24 protein-coding genes and 1 pseudogene are annotated in these 25,614 nt (G+C 69.7%); 23 read left to right on the top strand and 2 right to left on the bottom strand.

The annotated features are described in order from the left end of the window. Positions 1–386: 386 nt before the first annotated feature. From HC028_RS06360 to HC028_RS06270, 19 genes and pseudogenes are all read left to right on the top strand, one after another. Positions 387–1,688, top strand: coding sequence for an ammonium transporter (locus tag HC028_RS06360; RefSeq protein ID WP_205861155.1), 1,302 nt, complete (start codon positions 387–389; stop codon positions 1,686–1,688). A gap of 24 nt (positions 1,689–1,712) precedes the next feature. Then, the gene (locus HC028_RS06355) at positions 1,713–2,051 is read left to right on the top strand and encodes a P-II family nitrogen regulator (RefSeq protein WP_168073913.1); all 339 of its coding nucleotides are present in this window, start codon (positions 1,713–1,715) and stop codon (positions 2,049–2,051) included. Between the two features lie 20 nt (positions 2,052–2,071). Continuing rightward, on the top strand, positions 2,072–4,291 hold the full coding sequence (locus tag HC028_RS06350; protein ID WP_168073911.1) for a [protein-PII] uridylyltransferase: 2,220 nt from the start codon (positions 2,072–2,074) through the stop codon (positions 4,289–4,291). A gap of 167 nt (positions 4,292–4,458) precedes the next feature. After that, a complete protein-coding gene (gene ffh, locus HC028_RS06345) occupies positions 4,459–6,003 on the top strand; it encodes a signal recognition particle protein (protein ID WP_168073909.1) in 1,545 nt (514 codons plus the stop codon). Positions 6,004–6,217: 214 nt separating this feature from the next. After that, the gene (locus HC028_RS06340; protein ID WP_168073907.1) at positions 6,218–8,356 is read left to right on the top strand and encodes a transglycosylase domain-containing protein; all 2,139 of its coding nucleotides are present in this window, start codon (positions 6,218–6,220) and stop codon (positions 8,354–8,356) included. A 42-nt stretch (positions 8,357–8,398) separates the two neighbouring features. Further along, complete coding sequence (locus HC028_RS06335; RefSeq protein ID WP_168073905.1) at positions 8,399–9,478, top strand: amidohydrolase family protein; 1,080 nt, start codon at positions 8,399–8,401, stop codon at positions 9,476–9,478. Between the two features lie 58 nt (positions 9,479–9,536). Further along, entirely contained in the window at positions 9,537–10,943 is a 1,407-nt protein-coding gene (gene proS, locus HC028_RS06330) for a proline--tRNA ligase (protein WP_168073894.1), read from the top strand. A 51-nt stretch (positions 10,944–10,994) separates the two neighbouring features. Further along, positions 10,995–11,285: pseudogene (locus tag HC028_RS06325) on the top strand (ribonuclease FAU-1 family protein); the annotation flags it as partial. A gap of 488 nt (positions 11,286–11,773) precedes the next feature. Then, positions 11,774–12,289, top strand: coding sequence for a 30S ribosomal protein S16 (gene rpsP, locus HC028_RS06320; RefSeq protein ID WP_168073892.1), 516 nt, complete (start codon positions 11,774–11,776; stop codon positions 12,287–12,289). After that, on the top strand, positions 12,264–12,521 hold the full coding sequence (locus HC028_RS06315; protein WP_168073890.1) for an RNA-binding protein: 258 nt from the start codon (positions 12,264–12,266) through the stop codon (positions 12,519–12,521). Before rpsP ends, HC028_RS06315 begins: the two co-directional genes overlap by 26 nt. Before the next feature lie 9 nt (positions 12,522–12,530). Then, positions 12,531–13,055 carry a ribosome maturation factor RimM gene (gene rimM / locus HC028_RS06310; RefSeq protein WP_203981203.1) on the top strand — a complete coding sequence of 175 codons (525 nt, stop codon included), beginning with the start codon at positions 12,531–12,533 and terminating at the stop codon, positions 13,053–13,055. A 7-nt stretch (positions 13,056–13,062) separates the two neighbouring features. Continuing rightward, a complete protein-coding gene (gene trmD / locus HC028_RS06305) occupies positions 13,063–13,827 on the top strand; it encodes a tRNA (guanosine(37)-N1)-methyltransferase TrmD (protein ID WP_168073875.1) in 765 nt (254 codons plus the stop codon). Positions 13,828–13,923: 96 nt separating this feature from the next. Next, complete coding sequence (rplS, locus tag HC028_RS06300; protein WP_168073873.1) at positions 13,924–14,280, top strand: 50S ribosomal protein L19; 357 nt, start codon at positions 13,924–13,926, stop codon at positions 14,278–14,280. 249 nt (positions 14,281–14,529) lie between these two features. Next, a complete protein-coding gene (gene lepB, locus HC028_RS06295; RefSeq protein ID WP_168074214.1) occupies positions 14,530–15,354 on the top strand; it encodes a signal peptidase I in 825 nt (274 codons plus the stop codon). Beyond that, positions 15,347–15,991 (top strand): signal peptidase I, encoded by a 645-nt coding sequence (gene lepB, locus HC028_RS06290; RefSeq protein WP_168073871.1) that lies wholly within the window; start codon positions 15,347–15,349, stop codon positions 15,989–15,991. The genes lepB (HC028_RS06295) and lepB (HC028_RS06290) overlap by 8 nt, the downstream gene beginning before the upstream one ends. Before the next feature lie 62 nt (positions 15,992–16,053). After that, positions 16,054–16,527, top strand: coding sequence for an NUDIX hydrolase (locus HC028_RS06285; RefSeq protein WP_168073868.1), 474 nt, complete (start codon positions 16,054–16,056; stop codon positions 16,525–16,527). Continuing rightward, a complete protein-coding gene (locus HC028_RS06280) occupies positions 16,521–17,267 on the top strand; it encodes a ribonuclease HII (RefSeq protein WP_168073866.1) in 747 nt (248 codons plus the stop codon). Before HC028_RS06285 ends, HC028_RS06280 begins: the two co-directional genes overlap by 7 nt. Then, complete coding sequence (locus HC028_RS06275; RefSeq protein WP_168073864.1) at positions 17,264–17,584, top strand: DUF2469 domain-containing protein; 321 nt, start codon at positions 17,264–17,266, stop codon at positions 17,582–17,584. The genes HC028_RS06280 and HC028_RS06275 overlap by 4 nt, the downstream gene beginning before the upstream one ends. A gap of 115 nt (positions 17,585–17,699) precedes the next feature. After that, entirely contained in the window at positions 17,700–18,290 is a 591-nt protein-coding gene (locus HC028_RS06270; RefSeq protein WP_168073862.1) for a M23 family metallopeptidase, read from the top strand. Here the strand turns inward: HC028_RS06270 and HC028_RS06265 are convergent. Next, complete coding sequence (locus HC028_RS06265) at positions 18,285–19,463, bottom strand: aminotransferase class V-fold PLP-dependent enzyme (RefSeq protein WP_239075368.1); 1,179 nt, start codon at positions 19,461–19,463, stop codon at positions 18,285–18,287. The genes HC028_RS06270 and HC028_RS06265 overlap by 6 nt on opposite strands. Positions 19,464–19,678: 215 nt before the next feature. Here HC028_RS06265 and HC028_RS06260 point away from each other — a divergent pair, with 215 nt between their 5' ends. After that, positions 19,679–20,983 carry an acyltransferase family protein gene (locus HC028_RS06260; protein WP_168073860.1) on the top strand — a complete coding sequence of 435 codons (1,305 nt, stop codon included), beginning with the start codon at positions 19,679–19,681 and terminating at the stop codon, positions 20,981–20,983. A 47-nt stretch (positions 20,984–21,030) separates the two neighbouring features. Here HC028_RS06260 and HC028_RS06255 read toward each other — a convergent pair whose 3' ends face one another. Beyond that, positions 21,031–21,927: a tyrosine recombinase XerC gene (locus tag HC028_RS06255; RefSeq protein ID WP_168074212.1), complete on the bottom strand. Its 897-nt coding sequence runs from the start codon at positions 21,925–21,927 to the stop codon at positions 21,031–21,033. A gap of 290 nt (positions 21,928–22,217) precedes the next feature. Between HC028_RS06255 and HC028_RS06250 the strand changes: the two genes are divergently transcribed. The 3 genes from HC028_RS06250 (at position 22,218) to HC028_RS06240 (ending at position 25,591) form a co-directional block, all read left to right on the top strand. Then, positions 22,218–23,564, top strand: a complete 1,347-nt coding sequence (locus HC028_RS06250; protein ID WP_168073858.1) for an ABC transporter substrate-binding protein — start codon at positions 22,218–22,220, stop codon at positions 23,562–23,564. A gap of 81 nt (positions 23,565–23,645) precedes the next feature. After that, complete coding sequence (locus HC028_RS06245) at positions 23,646–24,623, top strand: carbohydrate ABC transporter permease (protein WP_168073856.1); 978 nt, start codon at positions 23,646–23,648, stop codon at positions 24,621–24,623. After that, a complete protein-coding gene (locus tag HC028_RS06240; RefSeq protein WP_168073854.1) occupies positions 24,620–25,591 on the top strand; it encodes a carbohydrate ABC transporter permease in 972 nt (323 codons plus the stop codon). The genes HC028_RS06245 and HC028_RS06240 overlap by 4 nt, the downstream gene beginning before the upstream one ends. Positions 25,592–25,614: the final 23 nt, after the last annotated feature.

The following is a 25,614-nucleotide window of genomic DNA, read 5'->3' as shown; positions in this document are numbered from 1 at the left end:
ACTGCTGCTTCCCAGGCGCGGATAGCAGCAACTTGGCCCAAACTGTGCGGATCTTGGCGCGCCGTCGGGCGAGCGGGCGGGCGCGCTGTCGGGCGAGCGGGCGGGCGCGCCGGCGGGCGGGCGGGCGCGGATGGGCGGGCGCGGATCTTGGAGCGGCGGGCGCGGAACCTTCACACGTTCGAAACACGTGGTCACCTGGCCGAAACTGCAGCGCGCCGAAGCTCGAAACAGCGGTTCGCCATTCTGTCGATCATCCGGCAACACGGTGGGCAGTGTCGCCCAGGCCAGCCGGGAGGCAGTAATACAGACCGAGAGGAGGCCGCGTGCCGCCGATCAACTACGGCGACACCGCCTGGGTGCTCGCTTCGAGCGCGCTCGTACTGCTCATGACGCCGGGCCTGGCCCTGTTCTATGGCGGCATGGTGCGAACCAAGAGTGTGCTCAACATGCTCATGATGAACTTCGCCGCGATGGGCGTGGTCAGCGTGCTGTGGGTGGCGTACGGCTACGCGCTGTCCTTCAGTACCGACAGGTTCCACGGTCTGATCGGTGGATCCGACGCGTTCGGCCTGCGGGGCACGTTCGACGCCCTGACCGGCGCGGACGGCGACAAGATCCCGGTGCTGGCGTTCGCCGCGTTCCAGCTCATGTTCGCGATCATCACGCCGGCGCTCATCAGCGGCGCCATCGCCGACCGGGCGAAGTTCGGATCGTGGATCCTGTTCGTGGCCGTGTGGACCACGGTGGTGTACTTCCCGGTCGCGCACTGGGTCTTCTTCTTCGATGGTGGCAACGGCGGCTGGATCGCCGACGGGCTCAAGGCGTTCGACTTCGCCGGCGGAACCGCGGTGCACGTCAACGCGGGTGCGGCGGCGCTGGCCCTGGTGCTCGTGCTCGGCCGGCGGGTCGGCTGGCCGAAGGAGAAGTTCAAGCCGCACAACGTACCGATGGTGCTGCTGGGTGCCGCCCTGCTGTGGTTCGGCTGGTTCGGCTTCAACGCAGGCTCCGCCCTCGCTGCGAACGGGCTGGCCGCGATCGCATTCATGAACACGCAGGTCGCTGCCGGTGCCGCCCTGGTTGGCTGGATCATCGTGGAGTGGCTGCGCGACGGTAGGCCCACCGCGCTGGGCGGTGCCTCCGGCGCCGTCGCGGGTCTGGTCGCGATCACCCCGGCCTGTGCCACCGTCGAGCCGATCGGCGCCATCGCGCTCGGCCTGATCGCCGGTGCCGTGTGTGCCCTGGCCGTCGGCCTGAAGTACCGGCTCGGCTTCGACGACTCGCTCGACGTCGTCGGCGTGCACCTGGTCGGCGGCGCCCTCGGCGCCGTGCTCATCGGCTTCCTCGCCGCGCCGTTCATCGCCGGCACCGGCGGGGTCGCGGGTCTGCTGTACGGCGGCGGGTTCACGCAGTTGGGCAAGCAGGCGCTCGCCGTCGCCGCGGTCGCGGTGTACTCCTTCGTCCTCGCGTACGCGATCGGTTGGGCCATCGAGAAGACGATCGGGTTCCGGGTGTCGAAGGAGGCCGAGATCGACGGCATCGACACCGCCGAGCACGCGGAGAGCGCGTACGACTTCGCGCCGACCACCGGCTCGGGCGGGGCCTTCGCCCTGGCGGGTGTCGGGGCGAGCAGGGCACCACGCGTCGACGAAGCCGAGCCGGAGCGCTCGGGCGAGAAGATCCCCGGCTAGCGTGCGGTGATGGAGGGAATCGGCATGAAACTGGTGACCGCGGTCATCAAGCCGTACCAGCTCGACGCGGTCAAGGAGGCGCTGCACGCCCTGGGCGTCTCCGGCCTGACCGTCAGCGAGGTGCAGGGGTACGGGCGACAGAAGGGCCACACCGAGGTGTACCGGGGCGCCGAGTACGCCGTGGAGTTCGTCCCGAAGATCCGGGTGGAGGTCCTCACCGACGAGATCGACGTCGACAAGGTCGTCGACGCCGTCGTGACGGCGGCGCGGACCGGCAAGATCGGCGACGGCAAGGTGTGGGTCACGCCGGTCGAGGACGTGGTCCGGGTACGCACCGGCGAGCGCGGCCTGGACGCGCTCTGAAAGAGACCGGGGGAGTGGTGATGACGTCGGCGGGCATTGAGGTGCCCGCCGGCGTCGGCGCCGCGGCGCGGGCGGCCCGTGCCGCGACCTTCGACGACTGGCTCGCCACGCTGCTGCCGACGGGAGAGGGCCTGGCGCTCGTCGCCGTGGGCGGGCTCGGCCGCCGGGAGTGCGCGCCGCACGGTGACCTCGACCTCGTCCTGCTGCATGACGGGAGCGCCGAGATCGACCGGGTCGCCGAGAAGCTCTGGTATCCCATCTGGGACGCGCGGCTGTCGTTGGACCACTCCGTACGCACGGTCGACGAGGCGGTCGACGTCGCGGGTTCCGACCTCAAGGCCGCCCTCGGCATGCTGGACGCGCGGCTGGTAGCCGGTGAGGCCCGACTGCTCACGCGGCTGCGCGAGCGGGTCGTGGCGCAGTGGCGGCGCGGCGCGGCGCGGGCGCTGCCCGAGCTACGGGAGCTGTCGCACAAGCGGTGGGACGCCCACGGTGAGCTGGCCTTCCTGCTCGAAGGCGACGTGAAGGAGGCCCGCGGGGGACTGCGGGACCTCGGGGTGCTGCGTGCGATCGGGTACGCCGGAGTGGCTGACGCGACCCGTCCGGCCGTCCGGGCGGCGCGGCGGTGGCTGCTCGACGTCCGCGACGCGTTGCACACGGTGGCCGGGCGGCGGGCCGACCGGATGCTCGCCCAGGACCGGGCCGAACTGGCCGGCCTGCTCGACCTCGCTAACGGCGACGACGCGCTCCGGCGGGTGACGGACGCCGCCCGGACCGTCGCGTACGCCGTCGACGACGCCTGGCGGGCGGTCGACCGCTGGCGGCCGGGCGTGCCCGCCCGGGTCCAGCGCGTTCCCGTCGCTCGCGATGTCGTCGAGCAGAACGGTGAGGTCGTGCTCGCCCGGGCGGCGGTCACCCCGCGACCCGACCCCACCCTGGCCCTGCGGGTCGCTGCCGCGGCCGCCCGCGCCCGGCTGCCCATCGCCCGGCCGACCCTGGAATGGCTGGCCGAGTTCTCCTCCCCGCTGCCGAGCCCGTGGCCGGCGCCGGCCCGGGACGCCCTGCTCACCCTGCTCGGCGCGGGCGATCCGCTGACGGCGACCTGGGAGGCGTGTGACCGGTACGGCCTGGTCGCCCGGTGGCTGCCGGAGTGGGCCCGGGTACGTAGCCTGCCCCAGCACAACCCGGTGCACCGGTTCACCGTCGACCGCCACCTCGTGGAGACCGCCCGGGCGGCCGCCGCGTACGCCCGCGAGGTGCCCCGCCCGGATCTGCTGATGCTGTCCGCGCTGCTGCACGACCTCGGCAAGGGCCTGCCGGGTGACCACAGCACGGTCGGGGCGCCGCTGGCCGCCACGGCCGCTGCCCGTATCGGGCTACCGGCCGACGACGTCCAGACGGTCGAGCGGGTCGTACGCCTGCACCTGCTCCTGCCGGAGACCGCGACCCGCCGGGACCTGGCGGATCCGGTGACCGTCGAAGCGGTGGCCGACGCGGTCGGCGACGCCGGGACCCTCGCGCTGCTGTACGCGCTGACCCGCGCCGACGCCGCCGCGACGGGGCCGGCCGCCTGGTCGTCGTGGAAGGGGCGGCTGGTCGCCGAGTTGGTCGACCGGGTGGAGACCGCCCTGGACACGGGCCGGATACCCCGGACGCCGCCGGTCGCCGTGCCGATCGCGGTCGGCCCGCTTCCCTGCGTACGCGTGACGCAGGACCGGGTCGTGGTGACCGCGACGGACCGTCCGGGCCTGCTCGCCGCGGTGGCCGGCTGTCTGTCGCTACACCGCCTCGACGTCGTCGCCGCCGACGTCGCCACCCAGGACGGGCTCGCGCGGGTGGTGTGCGGGGTGCAGCCGCGCTACGGCAGCGAGCCGGCGCCGGGCACCCTGACCGGCGACCTGCGCCGCGCCGTTACGGGCGGGTTGGACGTCGCGGCGCGGCTCGCGGCCCGGGAACGGGCGGCGCGGCGGTCCGCCGACGCTGCGGCGCCGCGCGTCGTCTGGCAGCCCGCGACCGGCGCGGCCGTCCTGGAACTGCGCGCCATGGACTCGCCCGGGCTGCTGTACCGGGTGGCGCAGGCCCTCGCGGTGGCCGGTGCGCGGGTCCGCGCGGCTCGGATCTCCACGCTGGGCGGTGACGCCGTCGACGCGTTCTACCTGGTGGGGGAGTGGGGCGACGCGGCCGCGCGGGCGAGCGTCGAAGCCGCCGTGCTGGCCGCCGCCGGCTCGCGCGCCGGGTAGGGGAGCGCCGTGGCGCTGCCCGGCGGGAACACGGCGCTGCCCTGGCACGTTTAGCGGAACGGGCTCAACGCGGGTGATCTCTCGTCAACCGGCCCGCGCCCTATACCCTTGCGTCGGGGCAGCTGCCCCGGCGTACCACCAAATCCGACATTCAGGGACGTAGCGCTGTGTTTGACACGCTTAGCGACCGGCTTTCCGGGATCTTCTCCAAGCTGCGAAGCAAGGGGCGGCTCACCGATGCCGACATCGACGCCACCGCGCGCGAGATCCGTCTTGCGCTGCTGGAGGCGGATGTCGCGCTGCCCGTCGTCAAGGCGTTCGTCGCCCGGCTGAAGGAGCGGGCGCGGGGCGCGGAGGTCTCCGAGGCGCTCAACCCGGCGCAGCAGGTCATCAAGATCGTGCACGAGGAGCTGGTGCAGGTCCTCGGCGGCGAAGGGCGCCGGCTGCAGTTCGCCAAGCAGCCGCCGAGCGTGATCATGCTCGCCGGTCTGCAGGGCTCCGGTAAGACGACGCTCGCGGGCAAGCTCGCCCGTCACCTCAAGGCGCAGGGCCACCAGCCGATGCTGGTCGCTGCCGACCTTCAGCGGCCCAACGCCGTCAACCAGCTTCAGGTGCTCGGCGGTCGGGCCGGGGTCGAGGTCTTCGCGCCGGAGCCCGGCAACGGCATCGGCGACCCGGTGTCGGTGGCCCGGCAGTCGATCGAGCACGCCCGCCGGCACATGCGCGACATCGTGATCGTCGACACGGCCGGCCGGCTCGGTATCGACGCGGAGATGATGGCGCAGGCCGTGGCGATCCGGGACGCGGTCGACCCGGACGAGGTCCTGTTCGTCATTGACGCGATGGTCGGCCAGGACGCGGTCGCGACGGCCGAGGCGTTCCGCGACGGCGTGGGCATCACCGGCGTGGTGCTGTCCAAGCTCGACGGCGACGCCCGCGGTGGTGCCGCGCTGTCGGTGCGGCACGTGACCGGCCAGCCGATCATGTTCGCGTCCACCGGCGAGAAGCTGGAGGACTTCGACGTCTTCCATCCCGACCGGATGGCCTCCCGCATCCTCGGCATGGGCGACGTGCTGACCCTCATCGAGCAGGCCGAGGCGGCGTTCGAGGACGAGCAGAAGGAGCGGATGACCGCCAAGCTGCTCGGCGGCCAGCAGTTCACGCTCGAGGACTTCCTGGAGCAGATCGTCGCGGTGCGGCGGATGGGGCCCATCGCCAACATCCTGTCGATGATGCCCGGCATGGGGCAGATGAAGGATCAGCTCGCCGAGGTCGATGACAAGCACTTCGACCGCATCACGGCGATCATCCGCTCGATGACGCCGGGCGAGCGGGAGAACCCGAAGATCATCAACGGCTCGCGGCGGGCGCGCATCGCCAACGGCTCGGGCGTGACGGTCATGGAGGTCAACCAGCTCCTCAACCGCTTCGCCGACGCGCAGAAGATGATGAAGCAGATGGGTGGCATGATGGGGCTGCCCGGCATGCGGCGCAAGGCGACCAAGTCGCCCAAGAACAAGCGCAAGGGCACCAAGGGTGGCGGCAAGCCCCGTGTCGGCGGAATGCCCGCCGGGCTTCCGGGCGGCTTCCCTGGGATGCCGGCGCTGCCGCCCGGCCTCGACCCGAACGCCTTCGACCCCAATGGCGGGCAGGGCGGGTTCAAGCCGCCGAAGCTCGACTTCTCCAAGCTGAACAAGCGCGACGGCAAGTAGGTAGGCAGTTGAGCGACCTCACACGGTCGCTCAGGTCTCCAAACCCCACCGAGGTGGGGTGTTTCCGCCATAATCATGCAAGCGTCGGGCGTCATTGTGACGTAGGCAACAGCCTCGATATGCGCCCCGCCCCCCGGTACCGGGTAAGGCGTCTACTGGCCCGGGTCGCCCGAGCGGGGGCGGCCGGCGAAGTGGTGCCTATTGGGGGCGGTACATGCGCGAGCGCAAGCTCAGGAAGTTCCTGTCTGATCGCCGGGGCAGGAAGATCCTGTCCTTGATCGGATGCGGGGTGATCGCCGGCGTGGTCGTGGCCGCGGCCGCGCTCCCCGCCGCCGCGATGGCCGGGGCGCTGACGGCGGCCGGCATGGCGACGTTCGACAGGCTCCCCGCCGACTTCGCCTCGGTTCCCGCCCCGCAGAGCTCGTTCATCTACGCCGCCGACGGCAAGACGCTGCTGGCGATGCTCTATGACGAGAACCGCCGCGACGTTCCGCTCTCCGAGGTCGCGCCGGTGATGCAGCAGGCCATCGTGGCCTCCGAGGACACCCGCTTCTATCAGCACAACGGGGTCGACTACAAAGGCTTGCTCCGGGCGATGGTCGCCAACAACGGCGGCGAGTCGCAGGGCGCCTCGACCCTGACCATGCAGTACGTGCGCCAGAGCGCGATCTACGCCGCGAAGACGCCCGAGGACGTCGTCGCGGCGAGCGAAAAGACCAAGGCGCGCAAGCTGCGTGAGATGAAGTTGGCGATGGCGCTGGAGGAGAAGCTCAACAAGCAGCAGATTCTCGAGCGGTACCTCAACATCGCGCCGTTCGGTCACGGCGCCTGGGGCATCTACGCGGCCAGCCACGTCTACTTCGGCAAGGACCCGAAGGACCTCACCCTGCCCGAGGCGGCGCTGCTCGCCGGCCTGGTGCAGGCGCCATCGGTGTACGACCCGGCCGACCCGGACAAGCGCGACGCGGCCCTCAAGCGCCGCGAGCACGTGTTCAGCCAGATGGTGCGGGCGCGCAACATCACCGCGCAGCAGGCCGACGAAGCGCGCAAGGCGCCGCTGAAGATCGTCGACCAGCGCCCGGCGCAGGGGTGCGTCTCGGTGCCGTACCCGGCCCTCGGCGCCGGATTCTTCTGCGACTACCTGTACCGCTGGTGGCTGGAGCAGCCGGCGTTCGGGGTGGACCAGTTCGAGCGGGCGAACCGGCTGCGCAGCGGCGGGTACACCATTATCAGCTCCCTCGACATGGGCATTCAGCAGGCGATGAAGCGCAACGTCGACAGCAAGATCGCTCTCACCGACCGGCGGGCCCTGATGCTCTCCGCCGTGGAGCCGGGCACCGGTCGGGTGCTGGCGATGGCGACCAACCGCAACTTCAGCGTCGACACCAGCGGCAACCTGCCCAACCCGGACAAGATGAAGAAGGGGCCGGGCAGCTTCCCCAACACCACCAACCCGCTGATCGCGGGCGGTGGGGGTGTCAGCGGTTACCAGGCGGGCTCGACGTTCAAGATGTTCACGATGCTCGCCGCGCTGGAGCAGGGAATGCCGCTCAACACCACGATCGACGCCCCGGTGACGTACAAGTCGAAGTACATCACCCAGGGGACCAACTGCCCGGGTACCAACTTCTGGTGCCCGAGCAACGCCAGCAAGACCGAGCAGGGCAAGTTCGACATGTGGACCGGCTTCGGCAAGTCGGTCAACACGTACTTCGTACCGCTGGAGGAGCGGGCCGGCGCGGATCACGTGGTGAACATGGCGACCCGCCTCGGCATCAAGTTCCGCGCGGAGCAGGACCGGAAGTTCGCGACCGACGGCGCGGACCAGTGGGGCGCGTTCACGCTGGGCGTGTCGGCCACCACCCCGGTCGACCTCGCCGGGGCGTACGCGACCCTCGCCAACGACGGGGTGCACTGCGAGCCGATCCCGGTCGTGGAGATCCGCGACCCCGCGGGCAACAAGATCGAGGCCGGTAAGCCCAAGTGCAGCACCGCCGTCAGCCCCGACGTCGCGCGCGCCGGGATCGACGCGGCTCGCTGCCCGGTCGGCGACAAGGGCGGCCTGAACCTGTGCCGCGGCGCCTCGACCGCTGCCGGCGTCTCCGCGATCGTCGGCAAGCCGGTGTTCGGCAAGACCGGTACGACCGACACGAACGAGTCGGCGACGCTGGTCGCGTCGACGCGCCAGGTGACGGTCGCCGGTATGGAGGCCGATCCGGACTGGCCCGCGGACCCGAGCGCCGACCACAACCACGTCGACGTCTCGGTCGCGGAGTCGCTCCGGGACGCGATGGCGGGCAAAGCGGCCATCGAATTCCCACCGCCGAGTTCCCGACTCGCCTTCGGTAAATGAGTCCCGCCTCCGGTACATGATCGAAACGGTAGGTTGAGCCGAATGGCGCTTCATGTGCGTGGCGTGGTGCTGCCCGACGACGAGGTACGCGACCTGTGGCTGGTCGGCGACCGGGTGACGCTGCAACCGGTACCCGGGGCGGAGACCGTCGCGGACGGTGGCTTCGTGCTGCCGGGGCTGGTCGACGCGCACTGCCACATCGGGATCGCGCGGGGCGGTGCCCCGGTTGGCGGGCTCGACGAGGCCCGGGCGCTTGCCTCGGCTGACCGTGACGCGGGCGTGCTCGCGATACGGGACGCCGGCTCGCCGTACCCGTACCCGGAGTTGGACGACGACCCCGACGTACCGCGACTCGCGCGGGCCGGCCGCCATGTCGCCCCGCCGCGCCGCTACCTGCGCGGCCTCGGCGTGGAGGTGACCGCCGACGAGCTGCCGACGGAGGCGGCGCGGCAGGCGGCGGCCGGTAACGGCTGGATCAAGCTGGTCGGCGACTGGATCGACCGGAACACCGGCGACCTCGCGCCCGGCTGGGATCCGGCCGACATGGCGGCGGCGATCAAGTCGGCCCACGAAGCCGGTGCCCGGGTGGCGGTGCACACGTTCGCCGAGGAGTCGGTCGCGGCCCTGGTACGCGCTGGCGTGGACTCCGTCGAGCACGGCACGGGCCTGTCCGACGACGACATCGCCGAGATGGCGCGCCGCGGCACCGCGCTGGTGCCCACGATGATCAATATCGAGACGTTCGGCACCATCGCCGCCCAGGCGGACGGGAAGTTCCCGGAGTACGCCCGGCACATGCGCGCACTGGGTGACCGGTTCCCCACGGTGGTCGCCGCCGCGTACGAGGCCGGCGTGCCGATCTACGTCGGTACCGACGCCGGTGGCGGCATCAACCACGGGCTGGCCGCCCAGGAGATGCTGCGCCTGCACGAGCGGGCCGGCATGCCCGCGCACGACGTGCTGCGCGCCGGATCGTGGGGCGCCCGGGAGTGGCTGGGCTTCCCCGGTCTCGTCGAGGGAGGCCTCGCCGACCTGGTCGTCTACGACGCCGACCCCCGCCGTGACCTGCGGGTACTCGTGGCCCCCCGGCGGATCATCCTGCGCGGGCGAGTCGTCGCGTAGGCGGCTACCACGCGCCCGGCAGGCGGCCGGGTGAAGCGAGCGCCTAGGATGGGCGCTCATGGCGCGTGTGCTCACACCCCGAGCTGAAGACTTCCCCCGTTGGTACCAGGACGTGATCGCAAAGGCCGAGCTGGCCGACAACGGTCCGGTCCGCGGCACCATGGTCATTCGACCGGCCGGGTACGCGATCTGGGAGCGCATGCAGTCCGACATGGACGGCCGGATCAAGGCGGCCGGCGCGCAGAACGCGTACTTCCCGCTCTTCATCCCGGAGAGCTACCTGCGCCGCGAGGCCGAGCACGTCGAGGGCTTCTCCCCGGAGCTGGCCGTCGTCACGCACGGCGGCGGCAAGCAGCTCGCCGAGCCGATCGTCGTCCGCCCCACGTCGGAGACGGTGATCGGCGAGTTCATGGCCAAGTGGGTCAGCTCGTACCGGGACCTGCCGCTGCTGCTCAACCAGTGGGCCAACGTCGTGCGCTGGGAGCTGCGGCCGCGACTGTTCCTGCGTACCAGTGAGTTCCTTTGGCAGGAGGGGCACACGGCGCACGCCACTGAGGAAGACGCCCGCGCGTACGCCCGAGGCATCCTGCACGACGTGTACGAGGACTTCATGCGCCAGATGCTGGCGATCCCGGTCGTCGTCGGTCGCAAGACCGTCCGGGAGCGCTTCGCTGGCGCCACCAGCACGTACACGCTGGAAGGCATGATGGGCGACGCCAAGGCGCTGCAGATGGGCACCAGCCACGAGCTGGGCCAGAACTTCGCCAAGGCGTTCGACATCGTGTTCTCGTCGGCGGAGGGCCGCCAGGAGCACGCCTGGACGACGTCGTGGGGCACCTCGACCCGCATGCTCGGCGGCCTGATCATGGCTCACGGCGACGACAACGGGCTGCGGGTGCCGCCGCGCCTGGCGCCGATCCAGGCCCACGTGATGATCGTCAAGGACGGCGAGGGCGTCGCGGCGGAGGCCGCCAAGATTCGCGACGCGCTGCGTGACGCGGGGATCCGGGTCGGCTTCGACGACCGGGTCGACACCCCGTTCGGCCGCCGCGCGGTCGACGCCGAGCTCAAGGGCTACCCGGTGCGGATCGAGGTGGGCCCACGAGACCTGGCTGCCGGCAACGTCGTGGTGGTCCGGCGGATCGCCGGAACCAAGACGCCCACGCCGGTCACCGGCGTGGTGTCGGCCGTGACCGCCGCACTGGCCGAAGACCAGCAGGCCCTGTACGACGAGGCGCTGGCCCGCCGCGAGTCGCACACCGTCGACGTGTCGAACGTGGACGCCGCGATCGAGGTGGCCGCCACCGGCTGGGCCCGGGTGCCCTGGTCGGCCATTGGCGCGGAGGGCGAGGCGAAGGCCAACGCCCAGGGCGTCACCGTGCGCTGCCTGACCCGCGCCGACGGCTCCGTGCCCGGCTCCGAGGACGAACCGGACCTGATCGCCTACCTGGCGCGCGCGTACTGATGCGCTTCGCGCCCGGCCACGGGGCGCCGGTTTTCGCCGGGTAGCTGGGCGGGGACCGGCGTTCTCAAGCTGCTCCGGCCGGGGGCGGCCCACTCCGTGTGGTGGCGCTGGGACGATCAGGGCGGGTTCACCGGCTGGTACGTCAACCTCGAGGAGTCCGGGGTGCGCTGGGACGACGGGGACCTCGCCGGCGTGGACATCGTCGACCAGGAGCTCGACATCTGCGTCGAGCCGGACCGGTCGTGGCTGTGGAAGGACGAGCACGAGCTGGCCGAGCGGCTGCGCTTCCCGGAGCACTACTGGGTGCACGACGCGGAAGCGGTCTGGACGGAGGGCCGGCGCAGCGCGAGACCGCATGGCGGTTGCGTGAATCGCGGCTGGCGACGGGCTGTTCCATGCTTTTGCCTGGCTGGCCGTACTCGCGGTCTGTTCTGACTGTGGCGCAGACCACTGCCCGCGCGGCGGCGGTGGCCTGCGTTGGTGGGTCCGCTGCTGGCCGGCTGGGGCCTGGTTGACCTGATCGAGGATCGTTGCCCACCGGAGCATCGGCCTGCATCACGTCCGGTATGTCCGAAATCGACCCGCGTACGACGTTGGGTTTCGCGCCCTGGGGCGCTGCTGGTGGCTATCGGTGCACTTTTATGCCGGCAAGGTCGGGGGTCGGCGGCGTAACGGCGATACATCTGGCACAATGGTCCACTGGTATCCGGTACGTGTTCGGCGCCCTCTAACCCGGGCACGTTGCCAGTCCACCCGAGCAGCCCGGTCCCGCTAACCCCACGGCGCGGTTCGGCACGCTCAGCTTCCACGAATCCAGGAGCGAGCTGACAGTGGCCGTACGTATTCGGCTTATGCGGATGGGCAAGATCCGCAACCCGCAGTACCGCATCGTCGTGGCCGACGCGCGCACCAAGCGCGACGGTCGGGCGATCGAATTCATCGGGCTCTACCACCCGAAGGAGGAGCCCTCGCTGATCGAGGTCAACTCCGAGCGTGTGCAGCACTGGCTGTCGGTCGGCGCGCAGCCGAGCGAGTCGGTGCGGGCGCTGCTTTCCAAGACCGGCGACTGGCAGAAGTTCAAGGGCCTGCCGGCGCCTGAGCCGCTGAAGGTCGCGCCCGCCCGTGCCGACCGCCGCGCGCTCTACGAGGCCGAGGCTCAGGCGGCGGCCGGTGTGGCCAGCGCCGCCGAGACCAAGCCGGCGAAGAAGGCCGCTGCCAAGAAGACGGAGCCGGCCTCGAAGGCGGAGCCGGCCTCGAAGGCGGAGCCGGCCGCGAAGGCGGAGGAACCGGCTGCGGCCGAGCAGGCGGAGGAGCAGGCTGGTGCCGGCGCCGGCGAGACGGCCTGACTCGTTGCGCCCGGCGCTCGAGCACCTGGTGAAGGGCATCGTTGACCACCCGGACGACGTACGCGTCCGGATGGTCGACTCCCGGCGCGGTCAGCGCCTGGAGGTGCGCGTCCACCCCGAGGACCTGGGAACGGTCATCGGGCGTGGCGGGCGCACCGCCAAGGCCCTGCGCCAGGTGATCACCTCGATCGGTGGGCGCGGTCTTCGCGTCGAGATCGTGGATTCGTACTAGTCGCTGATGCTGCTCGTTATAGGTCAGATCCTGCGACCGCACGGCATTCTCGGTGAGGTCGTCGTCGGCGTCCGCACCGACGAGCCCTCCGAACGCTTCGTGCCCGGGTCGGTGCTGGTCACCGACCCGGGCAGGCGCGTTGCTCCGGACGTGCCGCCGACGCTCACCATCGAGACCGTCCGGCCGCACCAGAACCGGCTGCTCGTTGTCTTCGACGGTATTTATGACCGCACCCTGGCCGAACGGCTGCGCGGCGTACTGCTGTGTGTCGACAGCGAATCGCTGCCGGTCAGTGACGATCCGGACGAGTTCAGCGACCACCAGTTGGTCGGCCTGGCCGCCGTCAGCCCGCGAGGTGAGCAGTTCGGCGAGGTCATCCGGGTCGAACACGCCCCCGCCTCGGAGTTGCTGGTGCTGCGCCGTCCGGACGGGCGCACCGCGTTGGTGCCGTTCGTCAAGGCGATCGTTCCCGAGGTCGATCTGGCCGGCGGCCGTGTTGTGCTGACTCCGCCCGAGGGCCTGTTCGATCTGTGAGCCCCCCATGAAAGTCGACATCGTCACGATCTTCCCGGAGTATTTCGCGCCGCTCGATCTGTCGTTGATCGGACGGGCCCGTACGTCCGGGCTGCTCGACGTCGCCCTTCACGACCTCCGTACATGGACCCACGATGTGCACCGTACGGTCGACGACACCCCGTACGGCGGCGGCGCCGGGATGGTCATGCGCCCGGAGCCGTGGGGGGAGGCCCTCGACGCTGTGGCGCCTTCCGGTGCCCGGTTGGTCGTCCCGACGCCGACGGGGGCCCCGTTCACCCAGGCCGCCGCGCGGGAGCTGGCCAACGCCGAGCACCTGGTGTTCGCCTGCGGCCGGTACGAGGGCATCGACCAACGGGTACTCGACCACGCCGCCACCCGGATGCCCGTCTCCGAGGTGTCGCTCGGCGACTATGTGCTCTTCGGTGGCGAGGTTGCGGTCCTCGTCATCCTCGAGGCCGTGGTGCGGCTACTGCCGGGCGTGCTGGGCAATGCCGACTCGCTGCTGGAGGAGTCGCACACCGACGGGCTGCTGGAAGCTCCGGTCTACACCAAGCCGGCGACCTGGCGCGGTCACGACGTGCCCGAGATCCTGCGCTCCGGTGACCACGGCCGGATCGCGCGGTGGCGGCGCGACCAGGCGCTGCTCCGCACGGCGGCGCGCCGGCCGGATCTGCTGGCCGCCCTGTCACCGGAAGATCTGGACAAACGTGACATGACGCTCCTAGGGGAGGCCGGATTTCAGATACCGGCCTCGGATGTGGCAAAGTAGTGGGGTTGCCGCGGGCCAACGCCCGCCGCGAAAATAGTTTGATCTCAGCCGCGCACCGTATTTCGGTGCGCCTTGAGCTATGAGGATGTAGCAGCGATGAACTTGCTGGACGCTCTCGACGCCCAGTCGCAGCGGACCGACGTCCCGGCCTTCCGCGCCGGTGACACGCTCAAGGTGCACGCGCGGGTGGTCGAGGGTAACCGCTCCCGTATCCAGGTCTTCCAGGGTGTTGTGATCGGGCGCCAGGGCGCCGGTCTTCGCGAGACCTTCACCATCCGCAAGATCAGCTTCGGCGTCGGTGTCGAGCGGACCTACCCGGTCCACAGCCCGGCGCTGGACCGCGTCGAGGTTGTCACTCGCGGTGATGTTCGCCGGGCGAAGCTTTACTACCTGCGTGAGCTCCGCGGCAAGAAGGCCAAGATCAAGGAAAAGCGCGAGAAGCAGGCGAGCTGACGCCGGTTCGCGGGCTCCCCAAAGCGACGCCGGCCCTCTAGGCTTGCGGCAGTGACGTACCGGGACCCCAACGACGCCCCTTACCGCCGGGATCCGTACGACCGCGTCGACCCGTACACGCAGTACGAGCGCTCCTCCCGTGTCTATGGCACGGAGGGTGGTCGCTATGGCGACCCTCGACGCGAGTTCGAATCGGATCCCGACGGTCGGGAGTCGGTGGGTGCCCGGGCTCGGCGTGCCCGCAAGGAAATGCCGTTATGGCAAGAGTTGCCGCTGCTGCTGATCGTCGCTTTCTGTTTGGCCGTGCTGGTGCGGACGTTCCTGGTACAGGCTTTCTTCATCCCTTCCGGTTCGATGGAGCCCCGTCTGCTCGTCGGTGACCGGGTGCTCGTCAACAAGCTCGTTTATGACGTGCGCCAACCTTCCCGCGGCGAGATCGTGGTGTTCCGGGGCACCGATAACTGGGCGCCCGAAAACCAGGTCGCTACCACCGCCGGCTTCTTCGCCAAGCTCACGCGCACGGTCGGTGACCTGGTCGGCGTGAGCCAGCCGGGTGAGAAGGACTTCATCAAGCGCGTCATCGGCCTGCCGGGCGACACCGTCGCCTGCTGCGATGCCAACGGTCGGGTCACGGTCAACGGATTCCCTCTCGACGAGCCGTACGTCATCGAGAACTCGCCGGTGGACGCGCCGCCCAACGCGAGGGAGTGCCACTCGCGGCGGTTCGGGCCCGTCACGGTGGAGCAGGGCCAGATGTTCGTCATGGGCGACCACCGCCTGGTGTCCCAGGACTCGCGTTGCCAGGGGCCGGTTCCGATCGCGAACGTGATCGGGCGCGCATTCGTCATCGTCTGGCCCGGCAGTCACTGGTCGGGTCTTGGCGTGCCGCCCACCTTCGACAAGGTGCCCAGGCCGTTCGCGGCAGCGGCGCCCCATCGCGAACCGCTCCGTTCCGCGCCCGCGAACGGCGTGCCCGAACTGCTGATAACGGTGCCAATGGCGCTTCTTCGGCCGTTACGGCGCGTTCCGGGCGTCTACGGTGAGCGCGAGGACGTAGGCTCCTCGCGTGATTGACGAGCAGACAAATAAGCGAGCGAACTCTTTCTGGCGCGAGCTTCCGATTCTCGTCGTCGTGGCATTCGTCGTCGCGCTGCTCGTTCGCGTGTTCGTGCTGCAGACGTTCTACATCCCATCCGAGTCGATGGAGCACACGCTCAACATCAACGACCGGGTGCTCGTCAACAAGGTCATCTACGACCTCCGTACGCCCGAGCGCGGCGAGATCATTGTCTTCAAGTCGCCCACCTCGTGGCGCAGCGACCCGGCCGAGGTCGACTTCATCAAGCGCGTCATCGCGGTCGGTGGAGACCACGTCGTCTGCTGCGACCAGCAGCGCCGGCTGGTGATCAACGGGAAGGCCATCGACGAGCCCTACCTGTTCCACGACGCTGACGGCACCGCCGACCTGCCCAGTGAAGAGCCGTTCGACGTGACGGTGCCGAAGGACCGCCTGTGGGTCATGGGCGACCACCGGTCCCACTCCGGCGACTCCCGCGAGCAGTTCCTGCGTACGCGTGACACAGCCAAGGCGACGATTCCGGACGAGTCGGTGGTCGGGCGGGCCTTCGTGGTCTTCTGGCCGCTCAAGCGGTTTAAGTGGCTGACCGTGCCGGACACCTTCGACCGCATACCGGATCCGCCGAAGGCGTGACCGGCGCCGTTGGCGGGTGCGCCCGCGTACGGAACGTACGCCGGTCGTAGGCTGGGTATGCCATGACTCGACCCGACGCGATCCCCCGCCGGGCAGCCCGCGTGCTGCTGGTCGACGCATCCTGGCGCGTGCTGATGCTTCGCGGTCGTGATCCGGCCCGCCCGGATTACATGTACTGGTTCACGGTCGGGGGAGGCCTGGACGCCGGTGAGACGCCGGCGCAGGGCGCGGTCCGGGAACTGTTCGAGGAGACAGGCCTGCGGGCCGCCCCGGAAGCCCTCGGCGAGCCCGTCTTCCACGAGACCGTCGAGTTCCCCTTCGACGGCTCCTGGTACCGGCAGGAGCAGGACTTCTTCCTGCTCCGGGTCGACTCGTGGCAGGTTGACTTCGCCGGCTTCAACGAGATCGAGCGGGCCAGCGTGGACGCCCACCGCTGGTGGACCGTGGCGGAACTGCGCGCCACCGGTGAGCGGTACTACCCGCCGTCCCTGCCGAAGCTGCTCTCCGCGCTGGCCCAGGAGGAGATACCGTGCTGACTCCGCCCCGTACCGTCGTACACCGCGGTGCCGGGCTGTACGCGCTCGAGCGGGCGCTGCAGCGGCGTGGCTTCGCGTACGTCGCCGGAGCAGACGAGGCCGGCCGGGGCGCCTGCGCCGGGCCGCTCGTCGTGGCGGCGGTGGTCCTGCCGTCCGGCCGGCGCGGCGAGATCGACGGCCTGACCGACTCGAAGTTGCTCACCCCGGCCGCCCGCGAACGGATCTACGACGCTGTCGTCGCGCGGGCGGTGGCGTACTCGGTCGTGGTAATCCCTTCGGGTGAGATCGACAGCATGGGGCTGCATGTGTGCAACCTGGCGGGGATGCGCCGTGCCCTTGCCCGGTTGCCGCAGCGGCCGGAGTACGTGCTCACCGACGGCTTCCGGGTCGACGGGCTGGACGTCCCAGGGCTGGCGGTCTGGAAGGGCGACCAGGTGGCCGCGTGTGTGGCGGCCGCGAGCGTGGTGGCGAAGGTCACCCGGGACAGGATCATGGTGGAGTTGGACGCGGCGTGGCCGGCGTACGGTTTCGCGGTGCACAAGGGGTACGCGACGCCCGAGCACTCCGCAGCGCTACGCCAGCACGGACCCTGCCGGGCACACCGTTTCTCGTACGCCAACGTGGCGGCGGTGGCGGACGGGCAGGTAAAGCGGAGTACCGTCGGCGTGGCGTCCGGCGTGACCGCACCGGGAGCGGTGCCGGTGGGCGACAATGTCTGCATGGAAGGCGGAGTGCGATGAGCGCCGAAGATCTCGAAAAGTACGAGACCGAGATGGAGCTGCAGCTCTATCGGGAGTATCGCGACATCGTCCGTCAGTTCTCCTACGTGGTGGAGACCGAGCGCCGCTTCTACCTGGCAAACCAGGTCGACCTGCACGTGCGCAACTCTGACGGCGAGGTCTACTTCGAGGTCGAGATGCACGACGCGTGGGTGTGGGACATGTACCGGCCGGCCCGCTTCGTCAAGAACGTACGCGTGATGACCTTCAAGGACGTCAACGTGGAAGAGCTGGAGAAGCCGGACATCGCGCTGCCGGACGGTGGATTCGCCGGCTAGCGGCCGGTAGCAGATCCACTCGGGTACTGCGACCCCGTCCACACCCACCCTCGCTGTCCACAGGCGCGGATACCAGCCTTGCGGGTACCCGTCCGGCTGGTCGACGCTGCCGGGCATGTCCCTCACGTCCAGCGGCCGAACGTCCAGCGGCCGACCGACCGCATCCCGATCAGGCCGGTACGCATCTCTGCTGCTCGCCGCCGCGACGGTCATCGGGGCAAGCGCCGGGGTCCGGCCCGCCCTGGCCGCACCCGACCCGGCGCCCGCCCAGCCAACCGTCGGGGTGGGTTTCCGCTGGCCGCTGAGTGGACCGGCGCCCACCGCCCGCCGCTTCGAGCCCCCGCCGCAGCCGTGGCTGCCCGGACACCGGGGCATTGACCTCGCTGCGAGCCCGGGAGCTCCGGTGTACGCGGCCGGTCCCGGCGTGGTCCGGTTCGCCGGTCGGCTGGCCGGCCGTGGCGTGGTGAGCATCGACCATTCCGACGGCCTGCGCACGACCTACGAGCCGATCACACCGACCGTGGTGGCGGGCCGGGCGGTGCGCGCCGGGGACGTCATCGGGACCCTGGACCCCGCTCACCCGGGCTGTCCGGTCGCGGCCTGCCTGCACTGGGGCCTACGGCGCGACGAGGTCTACCTGGACCCGCTGGCTCTCGTGGGCCGGGCCCGGGTCCGCCTGTTGCCGCTGGCACCAGCAGCCTCATGAGAGGGCTGCGAGGAAGGCCGGCAGCCGCTCGGCGAGCCGATCGTAGTCGGAGGCCCGGTTATAGACCTGGGCGGACAGGCGAAGCAGACCCCGGCCGTGGAACGGGTTCACGCCCACTTCGAAGCCCAGCTCGTCCGCGATGCGTCGGCGTAGATCGCTGGCGGCGGCCAGGTCCGTCGCGAGCCCCGGGGGCAGCGGCACGATCCGCATCGCCAGCCCGGGCGCCCCGTCCGGTGCGTCGGCCCCGAGCGCTGCGGCGACGACCCGTTGGCCGTAGGCGGCGAGGTCGGTGTTGTGGGCCCGTACCGCCTCCAGATCCAGGGTGCGCAGGGTGAACAGCCCGGCGGGCGCCGCCAGCCACGGCGTGTGGTCGAGTGTGCCCTGCCACTCGATGCGGGCCGGGAACCCCGCCTCCTGCTCCCAGGAAACCACCAGCGGCCGGACGCGCTCCCGCCAGGCGGGCGCCACGGCGAAGAGCGCGGTGCCGCGCGGCGCGTACGCCCACTTGTGCAGGTTGCCGACCCAGAAGTCGGCACCGATGTCGGCCACCTCGACGGGGATGTGGCCGGGCACGTGTGCCGCGTCGACCATCACCGGGACGTTCCCGGCGCGCAGCGCGGCGACGACGTGGGCGACCGGGAACAGCCGCGCGGTGGCCGAGGTGATCTGGTCGATGATCACGAGGCGGGTACGCCCGGTGACGGCTCCCGTGACCGCGGTGACGACCTCATTGTCGGTGGGTGTCAGGGGCAGCGGAACGGTCCGGTGCACGGCGCCGGTGCGGGCACAGGCGGCCTCGACGGCCAGCCGCACCGCTCCGTACCCGTGTTCGGTCGTGACGATCTCGTCGCCGGTACGAAGGTCGAGCGAACCGAGGACGAGGGCGACGCCGATCGTGGTGTTGCCGACCAGGGCGCTGCCGTCCGGGTCGGCGCCGAGAAAGGCGGCGAGATGCCGGCGGGTGTGCGCGATCCGCTCGGTCAGCCCGACCGAGTAGAAGCGCACCGGGTTGGACTCCATCTCGTCGTGCAGCCGCTGCTGGGCCCGCTGAACACTGAGCGGCACCGCGCCGTACGAGCCGTGGTTGAGGTGAGCGACCGCGGGATCGAGCGTGAAGCACTGCCGAATGTTGTCCCAGCTGACGCTTACGCCCTCGATAATCCGACCTGACACGAAGGCAACGATATAGAGCCGGTGTCACGGCGGACGATGACGATTCGGCGTCGCCCGGTGAGCAAGCCAAGCCTTGGTTACCGGTTACTCGACGTGGTCTCGATGATCAGGTAATTTCTTGGCGTCCGGCTGGTTCTCGTAACCGTGTCTGTCTGCCTGCGACTGTCGTTCTTCAGCTGTGACGATGGTCGTCTCATGACACCTGGTGGTTCCGATTGATCTCTGTAGTGCCGCACCTCCGCCGCCGTGCGCTCAACACCGTGCCGCTGGCCAAGGCGTACACCGGCCGCGCCAACAGCTTCGGATTCCTACGGTTGTGCTTCGCCTTCGCCGTGGTCCTTGCGCACGCCGCGGTCCTCGGCTTCACCCAACCGTTGACCAACAGGTTCGACGTCCCCGGCCTGGCGGTCGCCGGCTTCTTCGGTATCTCCGGCTTCCTCATCACGCGTAGTGCCCGGCGCAGCACCCTGCCGCGCTACCTGTGGCACCGGGCGCTGCGGATCCTGCCTGGCCTTTGGGGGTGTCTGCTGGTCACCGGCCTGGTCCTGGCGCCGTCGCTGTGGTACCTCAAGCACCACACACTCGACGGCCTGTGGCGCAGCAACGGCGGGGTCGTCGACTACCTCCGGAACAACTGGTGGGGCGGAATGCGGCAGGGGGGCATCCTGGACCTGCTGCTCGACACGCCGTACGGGCAGTTCACGCACGTCGCCCTGGTAAACGGCTCGCTGTGGACCCTCAGCTACGAGATCGCCTGCTACCTGATCGTCGCCGCGCTCGCCGCGCTCATGGTGCTGCACCGGGCGCGACTGCTTGTCCTGCTCTCCGGCGTCCTCGTTTTCGGGGTGCTGGTCTGGAACCACTTTGAGCAGCTCCGCTTCGGACACGCCCCGCTCTGGACGGAGGGCTTGTTCGGGCCGTTCCCCCTGCTCGGTTCCTTCGCGAAGGCCTGGTTCCTGTGGTACGGCTTCATGTTCCTGATGGGCGCCGCCGCCGAGCTGTACAGTGACCGGCTGCCGATCAACGACCTGCTGGGTGTGGCGTCTCTCGCCGTCCTCGCAGGGTTCGTCGTCAACGGCGGGCTGTTCGGGCCGGGCCTGCTCTTCTACGAATACACGATCCTGTGGCTCGCCGTGCGGCTGCCCCGGGCACTGCACCGGGTCGGCCGTACCAACGACTACTCGTACGGCGTCTACATCTATGCCTTTCCGGTGCAACAGACGATGGCGAAGTTCGGCGTGACAGTGCTCGGGCTCTGGGGCTTCTTCGCTGTCACCGCCGCCGCGGCGTTCGCCTGTGCGTATGCCTCATGGCACCTGGTGGAGAAGCCCGCCCTGCGGTGGAGAAACTGGACGCCGCGGTCGCTGCGCGAGCCTGAACCGGGACGGGGCGAGCCGAATCCGGCCGGCTCCGAGGAGGGGCAGCCGGAGCCCTCCCGGACCGGACCCTCGACATCGACGCCGGCTCCCGCGCCTGCTGACCAGACTCCGGTCGCCTCGCCCGAGCTGGCCGGCCGCTGAGCTCTCACCTGGCGGTGGACGGATTGGTCCGGGCTGGCGTGCGTGGCTCAGGCACGCGGGTGAGCTTGCCGGTACGCCGCGCGTAGCCGTTCTACCGACACGTGGGTGTAGATCTGGGTGCTCGACAGCGAGGCGTGCCCGAGGATCTCCTGGACGGCGCGCAGGTCGGCACCGCCTTCGACCAGGTGCGTCGCTGCTGAGTGGCGCAGGCCGTGCGGGGACATGTGCGGTAGTCCGGCGGCGGTCGCGGCGGCGGAAACGATTCGCCGCGCCGCGGTGGCGACCAGCCGCCCGCCGCGCGCCCCGAGCAGCAGCGCCGATCCGCTCTTCGGGCCGACCAGGGCCGGCCGCCCGCGTCGCAGGTACGCGTCGAGAGCCTGTTCGGCCGGGGCGCCATAGGGTACGGCGCGCTCCTTGGCGCCTTTGCCGAATACGCGTACGACCCGGCGGGCGCGGTCGACGTCGTCCAGGTCGAGCCCGCACAGCTCGGCGACGCGGATCCCGGTGGCGTAGAGCAGTTCGAGGACCAGCCGGTCGCGCAGGACGAGCGCGGGGTTCTCGTCAGGCTCGCGGGTCGGCGTGGTCACGAGCGTGGTGGCCTCGTCGGAGCGCAGAACGCCGGGCAGTTCACGCCGTCCCTTGGGGCTGGCGAGGCGCTGGCCGGCGTCGGCCGGCGCGAGCTTCTCCCGGTACGCCCAGGCGCAGAACGTACGCGCGGCGGCCCCGCGCCTGGCGAGCGTGGTACGCGCGGCGCCGGCCGTCCGCAGCCGGGCGAGCCAGCTGCGCAGGACGGCCAGGTCCACGTCGGCGGGGGAGCGCCCACCCATTCGGACGGCGTGGTCGAGCAGCGACACCACATCGCTCACGTACGCCCGGACGGTGTGCGTCGACCGGTTGCGCTCGACGGAGAGGTGCCGGGCGAACGCATCGACCGCCTCCCGCATCGCCTCGGGCAGGTTGGCGTGCGACTCCTCGGTGCGATGGTGCGCGGTCACGGCCTTGACGGTCACGGAACCGGTGCCGGTTCGTCAAGGCGGCGCGCCGCCGACGGGCTTTACTGCCGCACATCGGACGAAAGGATAACGGTAGGCGTCAATGTTGTGGCCAGGTTTCCGAATCGTTATCGCAGGCCGACGTGATCCTCTGGACAGTCATCAATGTAAACGCTTGCATGTACCCCAACCCGGGCCGCGGGCGTGCGCCCGGACTTGTCTGTCATCGAGGAGGCATGTTCATGGCCGTCCTGTTACGTGGACGCCGCGCGCTCGTGCTCGTCAGCGCGGTCGGCTTGGCGCTCGTCGGCGCCGCTGGATGCTCCAGCGGCACGAGCTCCAACGCCAACAAGGATTCGGCGGAGTGCGCCGCGTTCAAGCAATACCAGGGCCACGACGGCACCACCGTTTCGATCTACGCGACGATCCGTGACACCGAGGCGGACCTGCTGGAGCAGGCGTGGAAGAAGTTCTCCGACTGTACCGGCATCAAGATCGCTTATGAGGGCAGCGGCGAGATGGAGGCCCAGATCCAGGTGCGGGTGGACGGCGGTAACGCCCCGGACCTGGCCTTCTTCCCGCAGCCGGGCCTCATGAACCGCTTCGTCAAGTCGGGCAAGCTCAAGCCGGCGCCGGAGAAGGTCAAGGCGGAGGCGGCGAAGAACTGGTCCAAGGACTGGATCGGATACGGGTCGTCCGGTGGCAAGTTCTACGGCGCGCCGCTCGGTTCGAACGTCAAGTCCTTCGTCTGGTACTCGCCGAAGACCTTCAAGGAGAAGGGCTACAAGATCCCGACGACCTGGGACGAACTGATCGGTCTCAGCAACCAGATCGCGGCGTCCGGCACCAAGCCGTGGTGCGCCGGGATCGAGTCCGGTGAGGCGACCGGTTGGCCGGCGACCGACTGGATCGAGGACATCATGCTCCGCGACCAGGGGCCGGACGTCTACGACCAGTGGGTCAACCATCAGATCCCGTTCAACGACCCGAAGGTGGCGTCGGCCGTCGACCGTGCCGGCTCGATTCTGAAGAACGAGAAGTTCGTCAACGCCAGTTTCGGTGGCGTGAAGAGCATCGCGACCACCTCGTTCCAGGAGGGGGGCCTGCCGATCCTGCAGGGCAAGTGCACGCTGCACCGCCAGGCCTCGTTCTACGCCGCGCAGTGGCCCAAGGGAACGAAGGTGGCCGAGGACGGCGACGTGTACGCCTTCTACTTCCCGGCGGTTGACGCCAGCAAGGGCAAGCCGGTCCTGGTGGCCGGCGAGTTCGTCGGCGCCTTCGCCGACCGTCCCGAGGTGCAGGCGGTCCAGGAGTACCTGGCGAGCGCCGACTTCGCTAACAGCCGCGCAAAGCTCGGCTCGTGGGTCTCGGCCAATAAGGGCCTAGACGTCAACAACGTCCAGAACCCGATCGACAAGCTCTCGGTGCAGATCTTGAACGACCCGAGCACCGTGGCCCGCTTCGACGGTTCCGACCAGATGCCCGCCGCCGTCGGCGCCGGGTCGTTCTGGAAGGGCATGACCGACTGGATCAACGGCACCGACACCAAGACCGCTCTCGACAAGATCGAGGCTAGCTGGCCGAAGTAGTCGCCTCGGTGGTTTCCGGGGCCGGCCTCGCACCGGCCGCCCCGGAAACCACCGGATCACCCCGAGGGGAGGAGGGGATAGATGGACTTCGCGACCGAGCAGCCCAAGTTCATCCAACTGTTGGTCGGCCTCGCGGTATTCGGCCTCGTGGTCGCTGCCCTACTGCTGTTCATCGATCGGGCGCCCAAGCGGGGACATGAGAGGTGGCAGATCCTTGGCTTCCTCGCCCCAGCCGTGCTGCTGCTGGCGGTCGGTCTGATCGTTCCGGCCATCCGCACCACGTGGCTGTCGTTCCAGAACGGTGACAGCAGCGCCTGGGTGGGCCTGGACAACTACACGTGGATGTTCTCGCAGTCCGACGTCCTGCACGTCCTGCGCAACACGCTCATCTGGGTCCTCCTGGTGCCTCTCCTGGCGACGACCGTCGGCCTCGTCTACGCCGTCCTGGTCGACCGCGCCCGTCTGGAGTCGCTCGCGAAGTCCCTGGTCTTCATGCCGATGGCCATTTCGTTCGTCGGTGCCGGCATCATCTGGAAGTTCGTGTACGCCTACCGCGGCGACAAGGACGCCCAGCAGATCGGTCTGCTCAACCAGATCGTCGTCTGGTTCGGCGGTGAGCCGAAGCAGTTCCTGCTCAACCCGCCACTCAACACGATCTTCCTGCTCATCGTCATGGTCTGGATCCAGGCCGGCTTCGCGATGGTCATCCTGTCCGCGGCCATCAAGGCAATTCCGGCGGACATCATCGAGGCCGCTCGCATCGACGGCACCAACGCCTGGCAGTTGTTCTGGCAGATCACCCTGCCGTCGATCCGGTCGTCGCTGGTCGTGGTCGTGGTGAGCATCTCGATCGCCACGCTGAAGGTCTTCGACATTGTGCGCACCATGACGGGTGGTCAGTTCGACACCAGCGTCATCGCCAACGGCATGTACGACCAGGCGTTCCGCTTCGGACAGACCGGGCGGGGATCCGCGCTGGCCGTCTTCCTGTTCGTCCTTGTTCTGCCGATCGTGATCTACCAGGTTCGTTCCCTGCGCCACCAACGGGAGGGCCGATGACTGCCACCGCAGGTGCCGGCGCGATCATCGCGCCCGAGCCCCTCCAAGCCCAGCCCGACTCCGCGGTCAAGCGGGTGCGCCGCAAGCTCAACAGCCGTACCGCCAGCATCGTGTCGATCCTGATCGCGATCCTGTGGACGATCCCGACCTTCGGGCTGTTCATCTCATCGTTCCGCCCGGAGAACGACATCAAGACGACGGGCTGGTGGACGTTCTTCAGCAACCCGCAACTGACCCTGGACAACTACAACGAGGTGCTGTTCGGCACCTCGTCGTCGTCGGGTCAGCTCGCCAGCTACTTCGTCAACTCGCTGGTCATCACGATTCCGTCGGTGCTGTTCCCGATCGCGTTCGCGGCGTTCGCCTCGTACGCGCTGGCCTGGATGCGGTTCCGGGGCCGCGACTGGCTTTACATCCTGATCTTCGCGCTGCAGATCGTGCCGCTGCAGATGGCGCTGGTGCCGCTGCTGAAGCTGATCTCGACCGGTGTCTCGATCGGCGGCCTCACCCTGCTGCCGGCCTGGGCGCCGCAGGGGGTCGACCGGTTCATGGCGGTCTGGCTGGCGCACACCTGCTTCGCGCTGCCGTTCGCCATCTTCCTGCTGCACAATGCGATGTCCAGCTTGCCGGGTGACCTCATGGAGGCGGCCCGCGTCGACGGCGCCACGCACGCGATGATCTTCCGCAACATCGTCCTGCCGCTCATCACACCCGCGATCGCGGCGCTGGCGATCTTCCAGTTCCTGTGGGTGTGGAACGACCTGCTGGTCGCGCTGATCTTTGCCGGCGGCAACGCAGAGTCGGCCCCCATGACGGTACGGCTGGCCCAGTTGGCGGGCACTCGCGGTAACGAGTGGCAGCGGCTGACGTCCGGAGCGTTCGTCTCTATGATCATCCCGCTGATCGTTTTCCTGTCGCTGCAGCGTTACTTCGTCCGTGGACTGCTCACCGGCAGCGTCAAGGGCTGAGTCGCCGGCGCGGGTCGGCGAGA

The organism is Planosporangium flavigriseum, assembly GCF_011947225.1.
GTDB lineage: Bacteria > Actinomycetota > Actinomycetes > Mycobacteriales > Micromonosporaceae > Planosporangium > Planosporangium flavigriseum.
The sequence above is the reverse complement of the archived record's forward strand: the minus strand, read 5'-3'. Positions and strand labels throughout refer to the sequence as shown.

What these genes read in the sequence shown, in the direction of transcription:
- HC028_RS06245 (WP_168073856.1), top strand. Translation starts at nt 23,646, where the DNA reads ATGGACTTCGCGACCGAGCAGCCCAAGTTCATCCAACTGTTGGTCGGC.
- proS (WP_168073894.1), top strand. Translation starts at nt 9,537, where the DNA reads ATGGCGCGTGTGCTCACACCCCGAGCTGAAGACTTCCCCCGTTGGTAC.
- HC028_RS06355 (WP_168073913.1), top strand. Translation starts at nt 1,713, where the DNA reads ATGAAACTGGTGACCGCGGTCATCAAGCCGTACCAGCTCGACGCGGTC.
- HC028_RS06285 (WP_168073868.1), top strand. Translation starts at nt 16,054, where the DNA reads ATGACTCGACCCGACGCGATCCCCCGCCGGGCAGCCCGCGTGCTGCTG.
- HC028_RS06240 (WP_168073854.1), top strand. Translation starts at nt 24,620, where the DNA reads ATGACTGCCACCGCAGGTGCCGGCGCGATCATCGCGCCCGAGCCCCTC.
- trmD (WP_168073875.1), top strand. Translation starts at nt 13,063, where the DNA reads ATGAAAGTCGACATCGTCACGATCTTCCCGGAGTATTTCGCGCCGCTC.
- HC028_RS06270 (WP_168073862.1), top strand. Translation starts at nt 17,700, where the DNA reads ATGTCCCTCACGTCCAGCGGCCGAACGTCCAGCGGCCGACCGACCGCA.
- HC028_RS06350 (WP_168073911.1), top strand. Translation starts at nt 2,072, where the DNA reads ATGACGTCGGCGGGCATTGAGGTGCCCGCCGGCGTCGGCGCCGCGGCG.
- HC028_RS06255 (WP_168074212.1), bottom strand. Translation starts at nt 21,927, where the DNA reads ATGCGGGAGGCGGTCGATGCGTTCGCCCGGCACCTCTCCGTCGAGCGC.
- HC028_RS06335 (WP_168073905.1), top strand. Translation starts at nt 8,399, where the DNA reads ATGGCGCTTCATGTGCGTGGCGTGGTGCTGCCCGACGACGAGGTACGC.
- lepB (WP_168074214.1), top strand. Translation starts at nt 14,530, where the DNA reads ATGCCGTTATGGCAAGAGTTGCCGCTGCTGCTGATCGTCGCTTTCTGT.
- HC028_RS06250 (WP_168073858.1), top strand. Translation starts at nt 22,218, where the DNA reads ATGGCCGTCCTGTTACGTGGACGCCGCGCGCTCGTGCTCGTCAGCGCG.
- rplS (WP_168073873.1), top strand. Translation starts at nt 13,924, where the DNA reads ATGAACTTGCTGGACGCTCTCGACGCCCAGTCGCAGCGGACCGACGTC.
- HC028_RS06340 (WP_168073907.1), top strand. Translation starts at nt 6,218, where the DNA reads ATGCGCGAGCGCAAGCTCAGGAAGTTCCTGTCTGATCGCCGGGGCAGG.
- HC028_RS06360 (WP_205861155.1), top strand. Translation starts at nt 387, where the DNA reads ATGACGCCGGGCCTGGCCCTGTTCTATGGCGGCATGGTGCGAACCAAG.
- HC028_RS06275 (WP_168073864.1), top strand. Translation starts at nt 17,264, where the DNA reads ATGAGCGCCGAAGATCTCGAAAAGTACGAGACCGAGATGGAGCTGCAG.